Genomic DNA, 17484 nt, shown 5'->3' with positions numbered 1-17484 from the left:
ATTTCAAGAGAACAGTGAGGTTCGAATGGAAACACAATTCCAACATTCTCCGTTAAAACGGACATTCAAGAATGGTGTCTCAGTCTTGAGTGCTGTGGCATTGTTAACGGCAGGTGCCTCTTTGACTGCACCTTTGGCGCAAGCAGCGCCACAGCCTGCATCTCCAGTAGTTGCTGAAACTCCCACAACGAATGTGGCAGTGAACGTTGCAGCTGCTTCTAATGGTGGCAGAGTCACTACGTCTGGTCGCGAAGTTCAAGAAAAATGGGGACCAGAAAAGCTAATCGATGGTGTTATTAACCCGGAAGCTAGCGGTGCTGAAGAATCTCGCTGGTCCTCTAACTATGATGACAACGCTTGGGCTACCGTAACATTCCGAGAAGCTTCCAAACTTGATCATGTGAATCTTCACTGGGAAACAGCCTGCCCAAAGAAGTGGGATTTACTCCTCAAAGCTGAGGGATCTGAAGATTTTGTCAAGGTAGCGTCGTCCGATGCCCAAGAATGCCCCGTAAAGCATGAATCCAGCAAATTCGTGTTCAAACTATCCGGTGAACAAGCCGAAAAGAAATATACTGCAATGAAGTTGCAGGTACGCGAGCGCACCCCAATCGGCGGTCGTAAGTGGGGCGCCTCCTTATGGGAGATGGAAGCTTGGACTGGTCCAGAGCCTGCGCCTGCGCCAACTCCAGCTAATCGCGACAGCAACTACGGCCTCGTCCCCCTTCCAGCACACTTGGAAGAAACTGCAGGACAGAGCTTCACCTTAACCGACCAAACTAAGATTGTTGCTCCGTCTGATCTTGCCAACGAAGCTAACCTATTAGCCCAGTCGCTTCGCACCGCGACTGGATTCCCTCTACCCGTGGTTGAAACTGCCGAGGGTAATGGAAACATCACCCTCAGAAAGGGAACAGTTGAGGGCTATGCTGGGAAGCCAGAAGCATATTCTTTGGTGACCACCCCAGATGGCGTGACCATTACTGGTGTTTCCAACCATGGCGTATTTAATGGTACTGCCACTCTTCGCCAGCTCTTCCCAGGCTTCATCAACATGAAGCAGGAAGTAATCAAAGACTGGGTAGCTCCGGCAGTTCAGATTAAGGACGCCCCGCGGTATTCTTACCGTGGCGTTGGCCTTGATATTGCCCGCTCATTTGTGCCAAAGGAAGACATCGAAAAGCTAATTGATAACTTAGCAATGTTTAAGATGTCTGTTTTGCACCTCCACCTCGCCGATGACCAAGGATGGCGCATCGAAATTACAAACGAGGGACGAGCTGACGGTGACGATATCGACTACACCAAGCTCACTGAGGTATCTGGCAAGACCGCCATGTGGGCACACGAAAAGCAGTCCTCAAGAGAACAGGGCCGTACTGGTTACCTCACCCAACAGGATTACAAGGATCTTCAAGAATACGCAGCAAAACGCCACATCGAGATCATCCCTGAAATCGACGTTCCAGGACATACAAACGCCGCGGTACACGCAATTCCACAGTTGAATACTCCTGGCTCTCATCACGCTGGCACCGAGCAACAGCCCACCTCGCCAGCAAATGGTACCGGCGCAGTTGGCTGGTCATATCTTGATCCTGAGTCACCGGCGACAGACGCATTCTTAAAGCACGTTTTCGGACAGCTTGCAGGGATGACCAAGAGCAACCGAATTCATATCGGTGGCGATGAACCGCACCAGTTCGAACACCGTTATGGTCAAGCAAAGTACAATGCTTTCCTTGGTAAGGTCCTCGATATTGTTCATAACAATAACAAGACCGCTCTAGGCTGGAACGAAATTTCGAACGCAACTACTTTGCGTGAAGGCGACATCATGCACTACTGGACTGGTAGTGCTGAACCGACTAAACGAGCAATTCGAAATCGTAATGCCAAAGTATTGCTTTCGAAGCCAGCAGAATCTTACCTAGATCAGAAGTACACCAGTAAAACCCCACTGGCCTTAAACTGGGCCTGCCAAGGTAACTGTGACTTCCCGCGTTATTACAACTGGAACCCGAAGACCTTCCTAGGAATGGGCACCGATGACCCAATCGTGGGTACCGAGGCCGTGCTCTGGTCTGAAACGGTTCGTGGCCTTGATCAGGTCGAGTTCCTGACTTTCATGCGTGCTCTTTCGCATGCTGAAATCGGCTGGACTCCACAGGATCTTCGTAACCTCACAAGCTTTAAGAAGCGCGTCGCTGAGGTGGCCATCGATCTCAATTCGAATAACACCAATTTCTACGACGGCCCTGCCACCGAATGGAACTACGATGTTGCCGGTGTTAAGAGCACCGCACTGACCACTGGCTCCAATATCCAGCTCGGTTACCTTTCTGCTCCGGGTACAAAACTCGCCGATAATGGTAAGAAGGTTGTTACTGACACCGTGAATGACGAGGACGGTACCTCGAAGTCGAAGGTCGGAGAAGGCAAAACAGTTGAAATCAACTGGGGAGACGGCAGTCCAGTAGAAAATGCCACTCTGACCCCGAAGCTAGCAAGAAGCGCATACAATGCTTCTTCGCTGTACGCTATTTCGGCAACGCATACTTTCGCCACTGCTGGCGAAAAGGATGTCACTTTGACTATCGGCGATAAGACGGTCAAGGCCAAAGTTAACGTGGTAGAAAGTGGAACCCCCACTGCTCCAATCTTCCAGCCATGGCAGCCAACTGGTCAGCCAAAGGTAGTAAGCCAAACTGAGTATGCAGTACCAGCTGGACGGTTGAAACTACATGTTGAAAACTTTGAACCAAATAAGTTTGCCGAAGTTACCCTCGGTAAATACAACCTCGGTCAGATTCGTCCAGACACCGACGGCACTCGCGACATGTTTATCTACGTGTTGCCTGACGTTCCTGCAGGCGTCTACGACTTGAAGGTTACTCAAGGTGACAAGGTTGCCACCACGAAGGTCACTATTTGGGGTCCAGAAACGCCAAAGCTGCAAAATCCAATTGATGGCCTGACTGTTGCTGCCTACAGCTCCCAAGCTGAAAACGAGACCGCACCAAATGGCTTTGCCACCGCTGCGATCGATGGGGATGTGAATACCTTCTGGCACACCCGTTGGGCTGATCCTGCGGATCACTTCCCTCACTTCATCTCCTTGAACCTAAATAAGACCTGCAAGGTTGATGCTTTGCAATACTTCCCACGTAAGGGAAACACTAATACCCGGATCAAGGATTACGAAGTTTACGTTTCTGCTGACGGGCAGAACTGGGGCGAAGCGGTTGCCAAGGGTTCCTTTAAGGCCGGAGAACAACCTCAAGTTGTTTCCTTCGATGCCAAGCCTGGTAACTTCGTGAAGCTAGTTGGCCTCAATAGCCATAACGGTGATGATTTCGCCGGCGCAGGCGAAATTATGGTTGGCGGTCTTTGTGGCGAACAAACTGGCCCAGCCTTAAAGGTAACTGCACCTGAAGTTGACCAAGAAGTAGCCGAGGACGGTTCCACCACGGTAACCGTCGAACCAGGCGCGAACGTTACGTTCAAATTGGAAAATGGTCCTGATAGCGGTCAAATCTCCGTATGGACCTACGACGATCATCAGGTACTCGCTTACACCGATCTCAGCGCTGAAAAGCAAGATGTCACTATTGAAGCTCCAGCAGCAGGTCAATCACAAAAACTTGTGGTGGTAACTCCTGCTGGTCGTTTCGTGGTAACTGTGAAGGCTGAAAAGAAACCAGAGCCAACTCCTGAACCGACTAAGGAACCAACTCCTGAGCCGACCAAGGAACCAACCGTAGAACCTACTGTTGAACCGACTCCTGAGCCGACCAAGGAACCAACTCCTGAACCGACGAAGGAGCCGACTGTTGAGCCGACGAAGGAGCCGACTGTTGAGCCGACTCCTGAAGTGACAAAGGAGCCAACTCCTGAGCCTACTAAGGAACCAACTCCGGAACAGCCGAAGCCTCCGGTTAAGCCAGAACCTACCAAGGAACCGGCACCGAAGCCTCAGCCACCGGTCAAGCCAACTCCAGAGCAGCCAAAGCCTCCGGTAAAGCCAGAACCGACCCCGGTTTTGCCTGATCCTAAGCCAGAGCCTAAGCCGCTACCTCCGGTAAAGCCGCAGCCTCCGGTAAAGCCTGAACCGACCCCAGCGCCGGTTAAGCCAACTCCGGAGCAGCCGAAGCCTCCGGTTAAGCCAGAACCTACCAAGGAACCGGCACCGAAGCCTCAGCCACCGGTCAAGCCAACTCCAGAGCAGCCAAAGCCTCCGGTAAAGCCAGAGCCAACCCCGGCTCCGAAGCCTCCGGTAAAGCCAGAACCGACTCCAGCTCCGAAGCCTCCGGTAAAGCCAGAGCCGACCCCGGTTTTGCCTGATCCTAAGCCTGAGCCGAAGCCGCTTCCTCCGGTAAAGCCGAAGCCTCCGGTAAAGCCTGAACCGACTAAGGAGCCAGCTCCGGTTCCAGCACCTAAGCCTGACCCGACCCCGGTTAAGCCTGAGCCAAAGCCTGTGCCTAAGCCTGTGCCGGTGAAGCCGGTTCCTGTTCCGGTGAAGCCGGCGCCTAAGCCTGAGCCTGAGGTTTTGGATCCGTTCTTGGTTCGTGCGTCTGTTCCTGTTTTCTCGGTTGCGAAGGATGTGCCTTCTGGTGCGTTGTTTGCTGGTGAGATTAAGTGGATGTATGAGGCTGGTATTACTACTGGTTTTAATTCGGATCAGACTTTCCGTCCTGCGGTTGGGATTGATCGTGAGGCGATGGCGGCGTTCTTGTATCGTTTGGCTGGTCGTCCTGATGTGAAGGGTTATCGTCCGGTCTTTAAGGATGTGGATCAGAAGCGGACTTTGTTCTGGCGTGAGATTCAGTGGATGCATGATGCTGGTATTTCGACTGGTTGGGCTGATGGTACTTATCGTCCGTATCAGCCGGTTAATCGTGATGCGATGGCGGCGTTTATGTATCGTTTCTGTGCGAAGTTTGAAGATAAGTGTTCGAAGCATGTTAACCCTAATAAGTTGGTGGTTAATGAGCCGGTTCCGTTTAAGGATGTGAATGCTAAGACTTTGCATCATAAGGCGATTGCGTGGATGCGTCGTGCGAATATTTCGACTGGTTGGGCTGATGGTACTTATCGTCCGGTTCAGCCGATTGAGCGTCGTGCGATGGCCGCTTTCATCTTCCGTATGGTCCACAACGGTACGGTGAAGTAAAGCGTCTTAGCTAGCTTCAAATAGCATTGTTGCCCCCACCTGGAAACACCAGATGGGGGCAACAAACAATTCAGTAACAATCAAAAGCTTCACACGAGTGAAACCACCTATTTGCCTGTAGTCATCCTAGACTTCAAGAAAAGTCGACAACGGCCGCAACGAGAATAGCCCGTCCTCGGCAAAGGCTAAGTCCGAAATAAAACTAGTCGATTTCAGGTAGCGGTTCGTACTTACGGCCATCTGGAAGCAAGTAAAGCAAGATTACCAGCGGCACCAACAAGAGCAAAGATTCACCCGTTGACAAAACACTCTGAACCTGTGGGAGCACGATCGGAATCAGGAACACCGCAGCGCCACCGCCCAAAGATGACAGTGCTGCCGCACGGTTCGCTGACAAGCCGGGAAGCGCAACCATATCGTCAACCGTGATCGGGTAAAGCAACGCCGTACCCATACCAGCAAGCAACAAGCCCGCAACCAGTTGGGGAGTGTTAATACCAACCGCCACAATCGTAGTGCCAGCAACAGTAGAGAGAATCGAGGCCAAGAAAATATAGCGCCAGCGGATCAAGAATGAGGCCGACAAACGGCCGGCAGCAACACCCAAGGGGAAAACCGCACCCAAAGAAGCGGCAGTAGCAGTTGGAACCCCAATCTGAACCAGACGAGCGATGCCCCAAGTGTAAAGAGCAAACTCAGGAAGCAAACTCAAAAAGACTCGGAAAATACCGGTACCAACACGAGCACGTTGCTTCCACGGATCGACGTGTGGAGCTAAACTCGCAGGCACATACTCACTCACGGACAAGTCAGGAACGTGCACGCTGGAAGCGGCAGCAGCCATCGTAGCACGCGCTAATTCGTCATCAGCAACGTTTTCAGCGCCACCGAAGGCCTGAACCGTACCAACCTGGCCGAAAGCATCTGCAAAGTCCTTACGACGACGACGGCCACGGCGACCACGCCAACGTTCTGCATAAGCCGAGGGAGTATTAACAAAGTCAATATTTTTAATCGTGGCCAAAACATAAATCGCTGGCAGCATCATAATGAGTACAGCCCAACGACCCTGGAACCCTGGAATCGAATCGAGGACGCCATAAAGCAGCGGGGTTGCGACAGAAGCTGCCGAAGATGCCCCATTCGCCAAGGCAATATCGCGAGCACGGCGAGGACCAGCCAACACTGCTGGCACAATCAAAATGACAAGAGAAGCTCCCAAACCGGTCATTAAACCGGCCAAAATAATCATCCAACGCCAAGGTAAAAATGCCGAACCGAGGGCGCCAAGAATGACTAGATAGGAAGCAAGACGCAAAATTGTTCCGGCAGTAAAATCAAGCAGCCAACGAGAAATCAGGCTAAAGAGCATCATGCCCAAGCCCAAGAAGGAACTCAAAATAGCGAAATCATTAATCGGAACGTTGAAATCTCGTGCCAAAATAGCAATCAACGCGCCGACACCACCAACATGGGCGCCAACGGCCAGCTCAGAGACAAAAGTCGCCGCGAAAATACGTGGACGACTTGAAGATTTCGTTTGACTATCCATCATCATTCACCATAAAGAAAATTGCGTTCGATACAGGTTAAACCGAAAGACGCAACAAAGTACACACGAGCAATGTGGTATTAGACGCTCAACCTTGAACTGTTTCATACGTCTCAATAGAGACGAGAAAAACAGGGAAGTTTCAACGCTTAAAACTAGTTAGCCCAAGCGGCAATAAAACGATCAGCAAAGTCGGTGAAAACCGCATCAACGCCCCAGTTACGCAGCTTATTCGCGGTAGCCAAATCGTTAACTGTCCAAACATGGACCTGCAAACCCGCTGCCTTAAACTCTTGAACCATTTCGCGAGTCAAACCAGCTAGCTCAGGGTGGATGGCACTAGCACCAACCAATTCGCAAACTGTTAACCAATCAGGGCCCAAAGTGGCCTGCTCGAATAAACAAGCAATTGGATACTGGGGAGCTGCTTGATGCAAAGTTGCCAACAACAATGGACTAAAAGATGAGATCAAAACTCGAGAAGGATCCTCGATTGCTTCCAACTCATCCAATACCCCAGAAACTAGGCTATGCGCTGCCCGCGCGCCCGCTTCAGTTGGCTTGAGTTCAAGATTCAGATTGCCACCGGTTTCGTTAACCAAAGCAACGACCTCGTCCAGCGAAGGCAGGGGAGTGCCCACAAACTTGGGGGAAAACCAGCCACCTGCATCCACATGAGCCAAGTCCTCGGCCACCAAATCAACCGCTCGCCCAGAAACATTCGTGGTGCGATCCAAAGTGGAATCGTGACAAATCAACAAAGTGCCGTCATCGCAAATATCAACATCAGTTTCGATCCACTTTGCACCGCTTTCATAAGCGGCAGATAAAGAAGGAATCGTATTCTCTGGATAGGAGCCCGAAAGGCCACGATGAGCCCAGAAAAAATCTGCCGGATCAGCCGAATCAGCCCAAATCAAATCCACCATAACTCCTTAATACTTAGAAGGCGGGAGAATCCCCAGCACTTGTCGGGGTGGCGCCACCACGGATCATACTTGGCTCAAACACCACATCGTCATCGTCAGCATTCGGATTAAACTCGTCCGGTTCGTCAAAAACACCATATCCATTGAACTCGTCCTCGTCCCCAAGCGGTTCAAGGAAGGCAGCTTCATCTGGACGATGCGAAAGCACACTGTCTACATAGGACCTAGTTGCCTCTTCGAGCGGAATATCGTGCCCCGCCTGCTCAGCCAAGAACCAACGATGCTCCAACACTTCGTGGAAAATCTGCGCCGGTTCCAACTTGCGACGCAAAGCAGGTGGAATCGCATTGATAACCGGCTCGAAAATCTCAGCCAACCAAGCATGGGCAACCAGTTCGATCGGATCATCTTGGCGGCCCTTCCACCAGCGGTAAGTTTCCAGATCGTTCAACATCCGCTGTGCCTGGGCCTCTTGCACGTCCAAACCAGTCAAACGCATAATCTGGCGGTGGTAATGTCCTGCATCCACTACCTTCGGCTGGATTCGAATAGTAGCACCGCCCATGTCCGTAGCCATCGACAATTCGCCCACGTCAAAGCCCAACTCATTGAGACGACTAATCCGGGCGGTTACTCGCCAACGATCATCCATACTGAAGGATTCTTCGGCCGTTAGTTCTGCCCAAAGAGCGTCATAACGTTCAGCAATGCGGTTGCCGATTTCAATCACGTCCACGTCCTCGGGCATGAAAGAACCGGCCTGCAGATCCATCAGTTCGCCGATGATGTTCGTGCGGGCCAAATCGAGGTCGTAGTTGCGCTGACCGTCGGTCAACTTTGGATGGAGTTCACCAGTTTCCGCGTCCACCAGGTAGGCGGCGAACTCGCCGGCATCGCGCCGGAACAAAGTATTAGAAAGTGAAACATCGCCCCAGTAGAAGCCCAGTAAGTGCAAACGCACCAAAAGTACCGCCAAAGAGTCAATCAGTCGGTGTGCGGTTTCGCCACGCATATACTGGGCGAAAAGAGCACGGTAAGGCAAAGAAAACTGCAAATGCTCTGTCACGAGGGCGCTGTTGAGCTCTTCCCCGTTAGCGTCACGACGTCCCGTGATTACTGCGGTTGGAATGACCGAGGGCGCACCCAGGCGAGTCAGATCGCGAAGCAGCTCGTATTCGTGGTGAGCTACGGTTTCGCCGATTTCCTTAACCGCAATGACACGCCCCGACAAGTTTACGAAACGCACCACGTGACGAGAAATACCACGAGGCAAAGCGGCTAAAACGGAATCAGGCCACTCGGCCAACGGCAACTCCCAAGGAAGATCCAAAAGAGCTGGGTCAACATTAGCGGCGGTAATCTGCATTGCGGATCTGGGCATGACTCTATTCTTTCATGCTTGAGACGATTCCGTCGACAACTGTAGGGAAACTAGCCAAAATGTTAAATGAACGATACTGCCGGTAACGAAAAATGATGATTGTCTGCCAAACACACCCATAGTTTGGCGGAAAATATAAAAAGGTTTCCCAACCAAAGCACGAGGCTAAGGCTGGGAAACCTTTATATATCAGACTAGGTCAGCTGATCAGGCTGGCAAACGCAAGCCTGAGGAAGCGCTGAACAAGTGCGACTGGCCTTCCTTAATGCGAACATTCAAGGTCGAGCCTGGAGCTGGGGCAGTGCGTGGTGGGACGCGGACGATCAAGTCGTTGCCTTCACCAGCTAGCTTGCCGTAGACGAAGGAGTCAGAGCCCAATTCTTCGACAAAGTCGACAACAACTGGGATAGCGCCTTCGGTGTCAGCCGAAACAACTTCGAGGGATTCAGGGCGGAAGCCAATGGTTAGCATGCCGTTGTCGGCAGGAACCATAGCAGCCTTGGTGGCTGCCGAAATCGGGATGCGAGCGCCACCAAGAATAGCGGTATCGCCTTCCACCTTGAACTTGCCAATGTTCATGGCTGGGGAGCCAATGAAGCCGGCAACGAATTCGTTAGCTGGGCGGTCGTACATTTCTTCAGGGGTGCCAACCTGCTGGAGCAAGCCGTCCTTTAGAACTGCAATGCGGTCACCCATGGTCAGAGCTTCAGTCTGGTCGTGGGTAACGTAAACGGTGGTAACACCCAAGGCGCGCTGTAGAGCAGCGATCTGGGTACGGGTCTGAACACGGAGCTTAGCGTCCAAGTTCGACAAAGGTTCGTCCATCAAGAACACCTGAGGCTTACGAACGATTGCACGACCCATGGCCACACGCTGACGCTGACCACCCGAAAGAGCCTTAGGCTTACGGTCGAGGTACTGGACTAGGTCCAAACGCTCAGCAGCTTCTTCCACGCGCTTCTTGATTTCGTCTTTCGGAACGCCAGCGATCTTTAGAGCGAAACCCATATTGTCGCGCACGGACATGTGTGGGTACAAAGCGTAGTTCTGGAAAACCATTGCGATGTCACGGTTCTTGGGCTGAACGTCGGTAACGTCCTTGTCGCCAATGTAAATTCGACCCGAGTTAACGTCTTCCAAACCGGCGAGCATACGCAAAGAAGTGGACTTACCACAACCGGAAGGGCCGACGAGAACCAAGAATTCGCCGTCTTCAATCTTGAGCTCAAGCTGGTCTACAGCAGGCTTGTCTGCGCCTGGGTAAACACGAGTGGCTTTGTCAAAAGTTACTGTTGCCATTATTAATATTCCTTCACCGGCAGGTACGTGCCGGACGATCCGTTGTGAAAGGTGTTTAGTGGTCGCCATCATGGTGTCCACATTGACACGGTTGGGCCGCTTTCCTTCATTGGAACCCAACTGCCACCGATTATGCCACGAAATGGCTGTGTCTGCACGGTTCAAAAAGGGTATTTCGATTAGGCTTAATGCTATGAGTACATTGAGAGAAGTAGGCGGCTACCAGCTGGGGAAGCAAATCGGGCAAGGTGCTTCCTCCGTAGTCTATGTGGCAACCGACTCTCAAGGTGAAGAATTTGCGCTAAAACTCTTGCATCCTGCGGTGGTTGATGAAGAAACCCGTAGGCGTTTACGCCGGGAAGTAGAACTCATTAATTCGGTGCGCTCCACCCAGGTGGCCCGCGTGCACGACTTTGAAATTGAAGGTGACGAGCCATTTATTGTTACCGATTTGGTACTTGGCCCCACCTTGGCGCAAGCTGTGGCGCAGCGCGGACCGATGAGTCTGAAGGTGGCGACCGGCCTCGGCCAACGACTAGCAAACGTACTTTCGGCAGTGCACGAGGCGGGGGTAGTCCACCGTGATCTCAAGCCCGCCAACATTATTATGGCGAGCAATGGTCCGGTACTGATTGACTTTGGGGTGGCGCAAATGGCTGACGCTACCCGCATGACCGCCGCCGGCTTGGTATCAGGAACCGCCGGCTATGTCCCCACCGAGGTGCTCCAAGGACAAGCTCCCGGCATGAAAGCAGACTGGTGGGCTTGGGCTGGAACCATCCTGTTTGCTTTGACTGGACAACCACCATTTGGCACCGGGCCGCAAGGGACAGTCCTCACCCGAGTCTTAAACGGGCAAGTCAATACCGCGAACCTTCCCCCGAAGCTTTCCGCCTTCTTCCAGCGCCTCCTAACCATTCCGCTGTCACAGTTTCCGCCTGCCGAGGACGTTATCGCCGGTCTGGACGACCTCCAAGTTGGAGGCGACGGTAATGTGGCCTTCTGGGGAAGCGAAAGCACCCAAATGATTGATACTGCGGGGATGACGGAATACCTCGCCGAGGCGCATGCACAGGAAGAAGTGGCGCAAAGGACCGAACTGCTGGCCGGATCGCTGGACGAGACAGGACAACAGACAGAAACGTTGGATTTGCGGAGTTCGTCGAACACGGAGCCACAATGGCAGCAAACAGCTTTAATGCCACAAGTGCCTTCGCAGGCAGCTCCTCCTCGCCAAAATGGCTGGCCGCAAACTGAGCAGATGCCGCAAGCGGTCGCCTCCGCGACGGAACCAGACTATTACGAGGATCGGACCCAAACCCTACCTAGGATCGGCGCTCGAGGGGCGACACAAGGGATGGGAGATCGAGCCCAATACGACGAGCAGACCAGGCCGACACCTTTCGGGGGCAGTTCTAGTGGATGGTCAAATGGTCGTGAAGGCGAACAACAAGGTATAAACGGTGAACAAGCATGGCCAGGAATGAACGGGGTAGATAGTTTCGACGAGGCAACACAAATACCGCCTTCAATCAGGAAACTCCCGCACGTTGGGCTGGGGATTATCGGTGCGACCGTGTTGTGGGCCGCTGGCGTTTACCGGTACGGCCTCGGTGTTTTGCTAATTTTCTTGACCGTTGGTGTGCTGGTGGCCGCCCTCGGCTTGGCACGTCGTAAAGCCGTGGTGGCGTATCAGTATTATGAATCTTTTGGTTTCTTCCGATGGGTCAGTAGCTGGTTGTTGAATCTTCCTCGTGCAGTGTTTTATCAGCTTTTCTCCTCGGTGGCGGCAGTTAGTGCTGGGGGAGCAGCTTGGCTTTTCTTGGAAAAGACCCGCCCCTGGATGACAAAGGGCCTCGAGGTTAAACTCAGTGAACTGGGTGAGCTGGGACAGTATCTTTGGGGAGAACAGTTCATGTCTTTGCCGCCTCGTACCCGTTTGGGAATTGCCGCCTGCTCCCTTGTGGGAATCTTGGTTTATTGGGTGGTGCCGTCGTCCTTTGTGCGGGGGTCGGGAACTGCCCAGTTGGCTCGGTGGGTGTTGCCCATATGGTGGCTGCGAGCATTGTTATTCATGCTGATTTGGGTGGCTGCCTTGGTGGCGCTTTGGGCGGGTTACCAGATCCACACCGGGGGAGTTTTCCTCTAAATCTTGCCTTTTTAGCTGGCCGAGGACGGGTCGATGGTAAAAACCTATCCCGATTTATTTGCGGGCTTTCTTCTAAGGCGAACTATTAAAAGCTTTAGTCGGGGCGGCTACTCGGGTATAGTCTTACGCAGGTCGTTGATTAAACGGAGGAATAATGGCTAAAAACACCAAGGGTACAGCGAATAACGATATTGCTGCCCGCGCCGCAAAAATGCGTGCTGAAGCTCAACGTAAAGAACGTAATACCCGGATTGCTATTTGGTCAGCAGTGATTGTTGCCTTGTTGGTAGCTGCTGGGATTATTATTTGGGCGGTAAGTCAGGGTGATGAATCAGATCGCGCCCTCGGCGATTATTCAAATGGTCAGCCAATCGTGGTGACGAAGGCTGGAGTTGGCACCAAGGTTGACGATAAACTCCCAACCGTTGATGAATACATTTCATACACTTGTTCTCACTGTGCACACGCAGAAGATCCAGTTGGCAAGCCACTGGCTGAAGCTGCCCAGGCTGGCAAGATCAACTTGCGTTTGCACCTCGTAGATACTGCTCACATGCCATGGATCGAACCGGCCACCGCCGCCGCAATCATTCTGGCTAGCGAGGCTCCAGACAAGTTCTTGTCCTTCCACCATGATGCTCTTGAGTTCATGCTGGCAGCAGCTGAAAAGCAAGATGCTTCGGTGGTTACTGACCCAGCTAAGTCTTTGGAAAAGATCAAGTCCATGCTTTCAAGCCTAGGTGTTTCGCAGAATATCATCGACAAGGTCGACGCTGCGACTGGTCGTCGTTACTTGGATGCCAGCTCGAAGGAATGGACCAACCACAAGTTTGAGAACCAGCCAGAAGGCTTGGGTACTCCAATGTATGCTGTCAACAACTCGGTTGTTTCCACCAAGGATGGCGGTACTGTGGCAGATCTTAAGAACGCTATCTTCGAGGCCGCAAAGATCAAGTAATCAGGCCAAGTAAGTACGCTTAATGGTGGGGCGCCCATCCGAGGAAAATCGGTGGGTGCCCCACTTCTTTATCCGGTTTAAGCAGTTTGATTTGCAAATGTTGCCGATATGATGCACAATATCGGTCATTGCCTCCTTAGCTCAGCTGGTAGAGCAGCTGTCTTGTAAACAGCAGGTCATCGGTTCGAACCCGGTAGGGGGCTCCATTATCCAGTCCAAACGGATACACGCCGTTTTTGGGCTGGCGTTGGCCGGGTGGCCTGTTTTCCCTTGATATTGCGGGAAAGCGGGTGCCCGGCTTTTTCGTGTCTGCTGGCTGGTGAGGGCTGCGGTGGCGGATGGCGGGGCGAGGGTGCTCTGGCGAGGCGAAGTTCATCCAGTTTTGGGTTGCCATGGGGGTAAGCGTTTAGCGGTATGCCTAAACGTTTTACAGTACTGCTAATCGTTTAGCAGTATGGCTTCGCGTTTTGCAGTATCAGGTACGGGGTGCGTATTGTTCCAGACGTGGGTCGCTGAGGAAAATAGTTCACGATATTGGTTTGAGTAACAATATTTTCGTACGCGTAAGACTAGGCTCATCACATGTTTATTTGAGTTGACACCCTATGCTTGGGTGTCTATTCTTACAGTATGAGTTCCGTCACTAAAGATATGTTGTCTCGCTCGTTCATTTGGTCTGCTTTGTCGTCGTCTTGGTATGCCATTAAAGATGCGTTGAAGTTTTCTTTTCCAGTGACGATTGCCTTGTGCGTGGCTCGTTTAGTGGAGGCAGCTCTACCGGCTTTGCAGGTGTTCATTGTGGGCTATTTGATTGCTGGGCGTCCAAGCGGGAACATGTCAATTTGGGAAGTCTTGCTGTTGGTGGTGGTTACCGGCGGGATTATGCCGCTATCGGCCATGGTAGATGCGTTAAATCTACGTTTACAATTCATGTTGCGTTATGCCTACACCTATGAAGTGATTGATATATATGCTTCGTTGACGCCGGCGCAGAGGCGCGATAGTGTCACGATTGACGAAGTGCAAGCTGCGCATGATTCCATCCCGTTTAACCTATCTTGGCAAGCTAGCAGTGCTTTGAATATTATCGGAGCGTTTACCACTGCAGTTCTACTCTTTTCTTCTTTGGCTAACTTCGATCTGCTCGCAGCCTCTTTAGTGACAGTATCATTATTGCCTCAGCTATTTGGCTACTCGTTAGTTGCAAAGGCGGAAAACTTCTATTGGCCGAAACAGGCAGCCACTTCACGCCGCGCAGAATATTTAGAAAATCAGTTACGTTATGCGCGCTCTGGAACAGAATTATCTGTTCTTAATGGAGCAGAGCAGTTTGCCCACTGGGCTAAAGTTAAACACGGGATTGTGCGGGGATACTGGATGAAAATCATGTCGATCCGTTTTACTTCTGCTTTCGTGTCTGGTTTTATTGCTCTACTGTTAATAGCTGGTGCGTTAAGTTCTCTAATTTGGCGTTCCCAAGTCCCCACTAGCCTTCTAGCCGCGGCGATCCTTGGGGTAGTCTCTGCAATGCTGGCTACAAAGAGTGCCGGAAGTGCTTATGGCGAGCTCATGGCCTCGGCCCCCATCGTCATGCGATATCTTAAATTGCGTGCAAAACTTGACTCCACTGACAACGAGGACGAAGCTGCCCGTTTGCAGTTGTTGGCACCCCGCACGTCCAATATCCTCATGGAATGCGAGGATGTAGACTTCGCCTACTCACAAACAGATGAAAATGTCCTTAATAACCTTTGCCTAGAGGTTGAGCAGGGGAAGATTGTCGCCCTTGTTGGGGCTAATGGGGCCGGAAAATCTACCGCGATTAAAGTGCTTACCGGGCAGTTGAAACCCCAAACTGGGCAGATCTATAGCCGTCTAGGTAAACACGAAGTGGCGATTATGCCACAGGATATTGAAAAATTTGAGCTTACGGTTCGTGAATTTCTAACCTTGCCTTATTACACTACCCGTGTACCCAGTGACCAGGAACTGTGGCAAGCCCTCGAAAAAGTTGACCTAGCTAGTCATGTGAAAGCCTTATCGGACGGGCTAGATGCCCAGTTGGGTGAACAGTGGGATGGAACTGATCTTTCCGGGGGGCAATGGCAACGATTGGCGCTTGCACGCACTTTGCTTAGTGACGCAAAGTTGTTAGTACTGGACGAACCGACCTCGTCAGTGGATGCTGAAAGCGAAAGCAAACTATTCAAAATGCTCAAAGCTGAGACGCCGGAACGTGCTGTTCTGCTGGTCAGTCACCGCGCCTGGACTTTGCAATACGCAGATCACATCTACCTGCTAGAAAACGGAACACTAGCCCAAAGCGGGACCTTCAAAGACCTTAAAAATCAAGATGGCCGCTTTAGAAAACTCTTTGAAAGCCAAGACTGGAATCAAGACGAAAGGAGGTGAGTAGTCATGATTAAAACAGTAACTGTAAAGCCGGGGCTATCCATGCCGAATGGAGTCGACCGTAAGCGCATGGAAAGCTGTTGTTGCAGGACACAACGTTAACTAAAAGGGTCTTGGGCATGTGAATTTATTCTAGGGCTATAGGACAAAAAGTGTGTCTGTAGTCTGATTTTTACCTCTCGTAGTGGTAGGTGTGGTGGAGTTCTTTGTATAGCGGGTATGTTCCAAATATTGGTCCGCCGATTAGGGAGTTGTAGTCTGGGTCTGGGGTTGGGTTGGCAGCTTTTTGGTTGGCTTTAAGGATTTCGTCGTGGGTCCATATTGTGCTCAGTATTGTTGGGATATCTTGTGGATTGTATGAATGGCGATAGCACCACCAGCAGATGGTGGTTAGACGGTGCAGTAAGCTCATTCCCCGGTGTGCGTGTAAGAGTTCACGCAGGGGCGAGTTTATGGATCCTTCGATGAGGTTGTTGGTTGCTGGTAAGAGATCTTCTACCTTTGGTATTTTCCCGTCTGGATAGGCCTCAGGGGTTAGGTAGGTGAAGATATGTCCTTTGGCCAAAAGGTTGTTAAGCAGGTTGCGCACTTTGAGTAGTCGGGCGTGTGTTGGCACGATTTGCCCGTTTTCTAGGCGGGTGGTTTCGGCGAGGAATTCTTTGTAACGAGCGCACCAGGATAGGTATTGATCGATCCATTCGTCTCTGTCGTTTTCGGTGCGGACTGTAAGGAGTTTACGCCCTAGATTTAGGATTTCTCTTCCGGCCGCAGTTCGTGGGTGGAGTGTGGTTTGAGCTCTGATGTTGGTGAACACGTGGAAGGTGCACCGTTGGATTTTGGTGGTGGGCCATAGTTCTTTACAGGCCTTGGCAAAGCCGCTCCCGCCGTCGCAAACAACGATTGATGGGCGTTGTAGTTTACGTAGCAGGGCTTGCCATGAGCTTGCACATTCCCTACGGGCAACATGCCAGGCAAGCACTTTTTGCCCAGCAGCGGCGGCGATTAATACGACTGCTTTGCGCCCAAGATAAATACCATCAACATGAACTACCTCAGTGTATACGGGGCATAGGGGTGCTGCCGGCCAGTAATCCCAGCACCAGGCGGTTTGACGTCGAAAGGTTCTACCTGCGCCAGGTAAGCGGCTTAACGGGTAGGGGTGTAATAGCCACTCAAGGAAGCGTTTCATGGTTTTAGCGCGATTATCGATCTTAAGGCTCGTGCTGGCGTTACACATTGAGCACCTCCAGCGAGTAGTGCCTGAAGTGGTGGTGCCGTTCTTCTTCATCTGGGTTTTACACGTGGGGCATTTTGGTCTACTCATACCCCAATTTTGGCTAACTCTAGCCCCGATTTTTAGGCGTAATCGCAGGCGAAAGTGAGACTTTGAGACACACTTTTTGTCCTATATGAACCCCTACCTCAGGGAACTTGAAATGCCACTTTTACGCATGATAGCGCGGTAAAACCCTTGTTAGAGACACACTTTTTGTCCGACTGGGAAGTTCAGTCAAACCAACTAAAAAACGGGTTTTCCCCTGCAAACACAGGGGAAAACCCGCCTCAGGGACACACTTACTGTCCTATAGCCCTTATTCTATGCCCAAGACCCAAACGACAAGGTTTAGATT

The 17484-nt window shown here is 51.7% G+C and carries 9 protein-coding genes and 1 tRNA gene; 5 read left to right on the top strand and 5 right to left on the bottom strand.

What is annotated here, in order from left to right; translation table 11 throughout:
• The first annotated feature begins 25 nt into the window (after positions 1-25).
• A complete protein-coding gene (locus tag BK816_RS09555) occupies positions 26-5173 on the top strand; it encodes a family 20 glycosylhydrolase (protein ID WP_083379146.1) in 5148 nt (1715 codons plus the stop codon).
• A gap of 202 nt (positions 5174-5375) precedes the next feature.
• Here BK816_RS09555 and BK816_RS07335 read toward each other — a convergent pair whose 3' ends face one another.
• The 4 genes from BK816_RS07335 to BK816_RS07320 all read right to left on the bottom strand — a co-directional run bounded on the left by BK816_RS07335 (position 5376) and on the right by BK816_RS07320 (position 10334).
• Positions 5376-6731, bottom strand: coding sequence for an MFS transporter (locus BK816_RS07335; RefSeq protein ID WP_156982010.1), 1356 nt, complete (start codon positions 6729-6731; stop codon positions 5376-5378).
• Positions 6732-6880: 149 nt separating this feature from the next.
• Positions 6881-7654, bottom strand: a complete 774-nt coding sequence (locus tag BK816_RS07330; protein WP_071164588.1) for a glycerophosphodiester phosphodiesterase family protein — start codon at positions 7652-7654, stop codon at positions 6881-6883.
• Positions 7655-7667: 13 nt separating this feature from the next.
• On the bottom strand, positions 7668-9035 hold the full coding sequence (locus tag BK816_RS07325) for a DUF4032 domain-containing protein (protein ID WP_083379145.1): 1368 nt from the start codon (positions 9033-9035) through the stop codon (positions 7668-7670).
• Positions 9036-9242: 207 nt separating this feature from the next.
• Positions 9243-10334: an ABC transporter ATP-binding protein gene (locus tag BK816_RS07320; RefSeq protein ID WP_071164587.1), complete on the bottom strand. Its 1092-nt coding sequence runs from the start codon at positions 10332-10334 to the stop codon at positions 9243-9245.
• Between the two features lie 193 nt (positions 10335-10527).
• On the opposite strand from BK816_RS07320, the gene BK816_RS07315 reads away from it, so the two are divergent.
• The 4 genes from BK816_RS07315 (at position 10528) to BK816_RS07300 (ending at position 15853) form a co-directional block, all read left to right on the top strand.
• Positions 10528-12483: a serine/threonine protein kinase gene (locus tag BK816_RS07315; RefSeq protein WP_170299675.1), complete on the top strand. Its 1956-nt coding sequence runs from the start codon at positions 10528-10530 to the stop codon at positions 12481-12483.
• A 154-nt stretch (positions 12484-12637) separates the two neighbouring features.
• Positions 12638-13441 (top strand): DsbA family protein, encoded by an 804-nt coding sequence (locus BK816_RS07310; RefSeq protein ID WP_071164585.1) that lies wholly within the window; start codon positions 12638-12640, stop codon positions 13439-13441.
• A gap of 130 nt (positions 13442-13571) precedes the next feature.
• Positions 13572-13647 (top strand) — tRNA-Thr (locus tag BK816_RS07305).
• Positions 13648-14071: 424 nt separating this feature from the next.
• On the top strand, positions 14072-15853 hold the full coding sequence (locus tag BK816_RS07300; protein WP_083379143.1) for an ATP-binding cassette domain-containing protein: 1782 nt from the start codon (positions 14072-14074) through the stop codon (positions 15851-15853).
• Between the two features lie 172 nt (positions 15854-16025).
• Here BK816_RS07300 and BK816_RS07295 read toward each other — a convergent pair whose 3' ends face one another.
• Positions 16026-17177, bottom strand: coding sequence for an IS1249 family transposase (locus BK816_RS07295; RefSeq protein ID WP_156981946.1), 1152 nt, complete (start codon positions 17175-17177; stop codon positions 16026-16028).
• Between the last annotated feature and the right edge of the window lie 307 nt (positions 17178-17484).

The organism is Boudabousia tangfeifanii (genome assembly GCF_001856685.1).
Lineage (GTDB): Bacteria > Actinomycetota > Actinomycetes > Actinomycetales > Actinomycetaceae > Boudabousia > Boudabousia tangfeifanii.
This window is presented reverse-complemented; position numbering and strand designations above follow the sequence as displayed.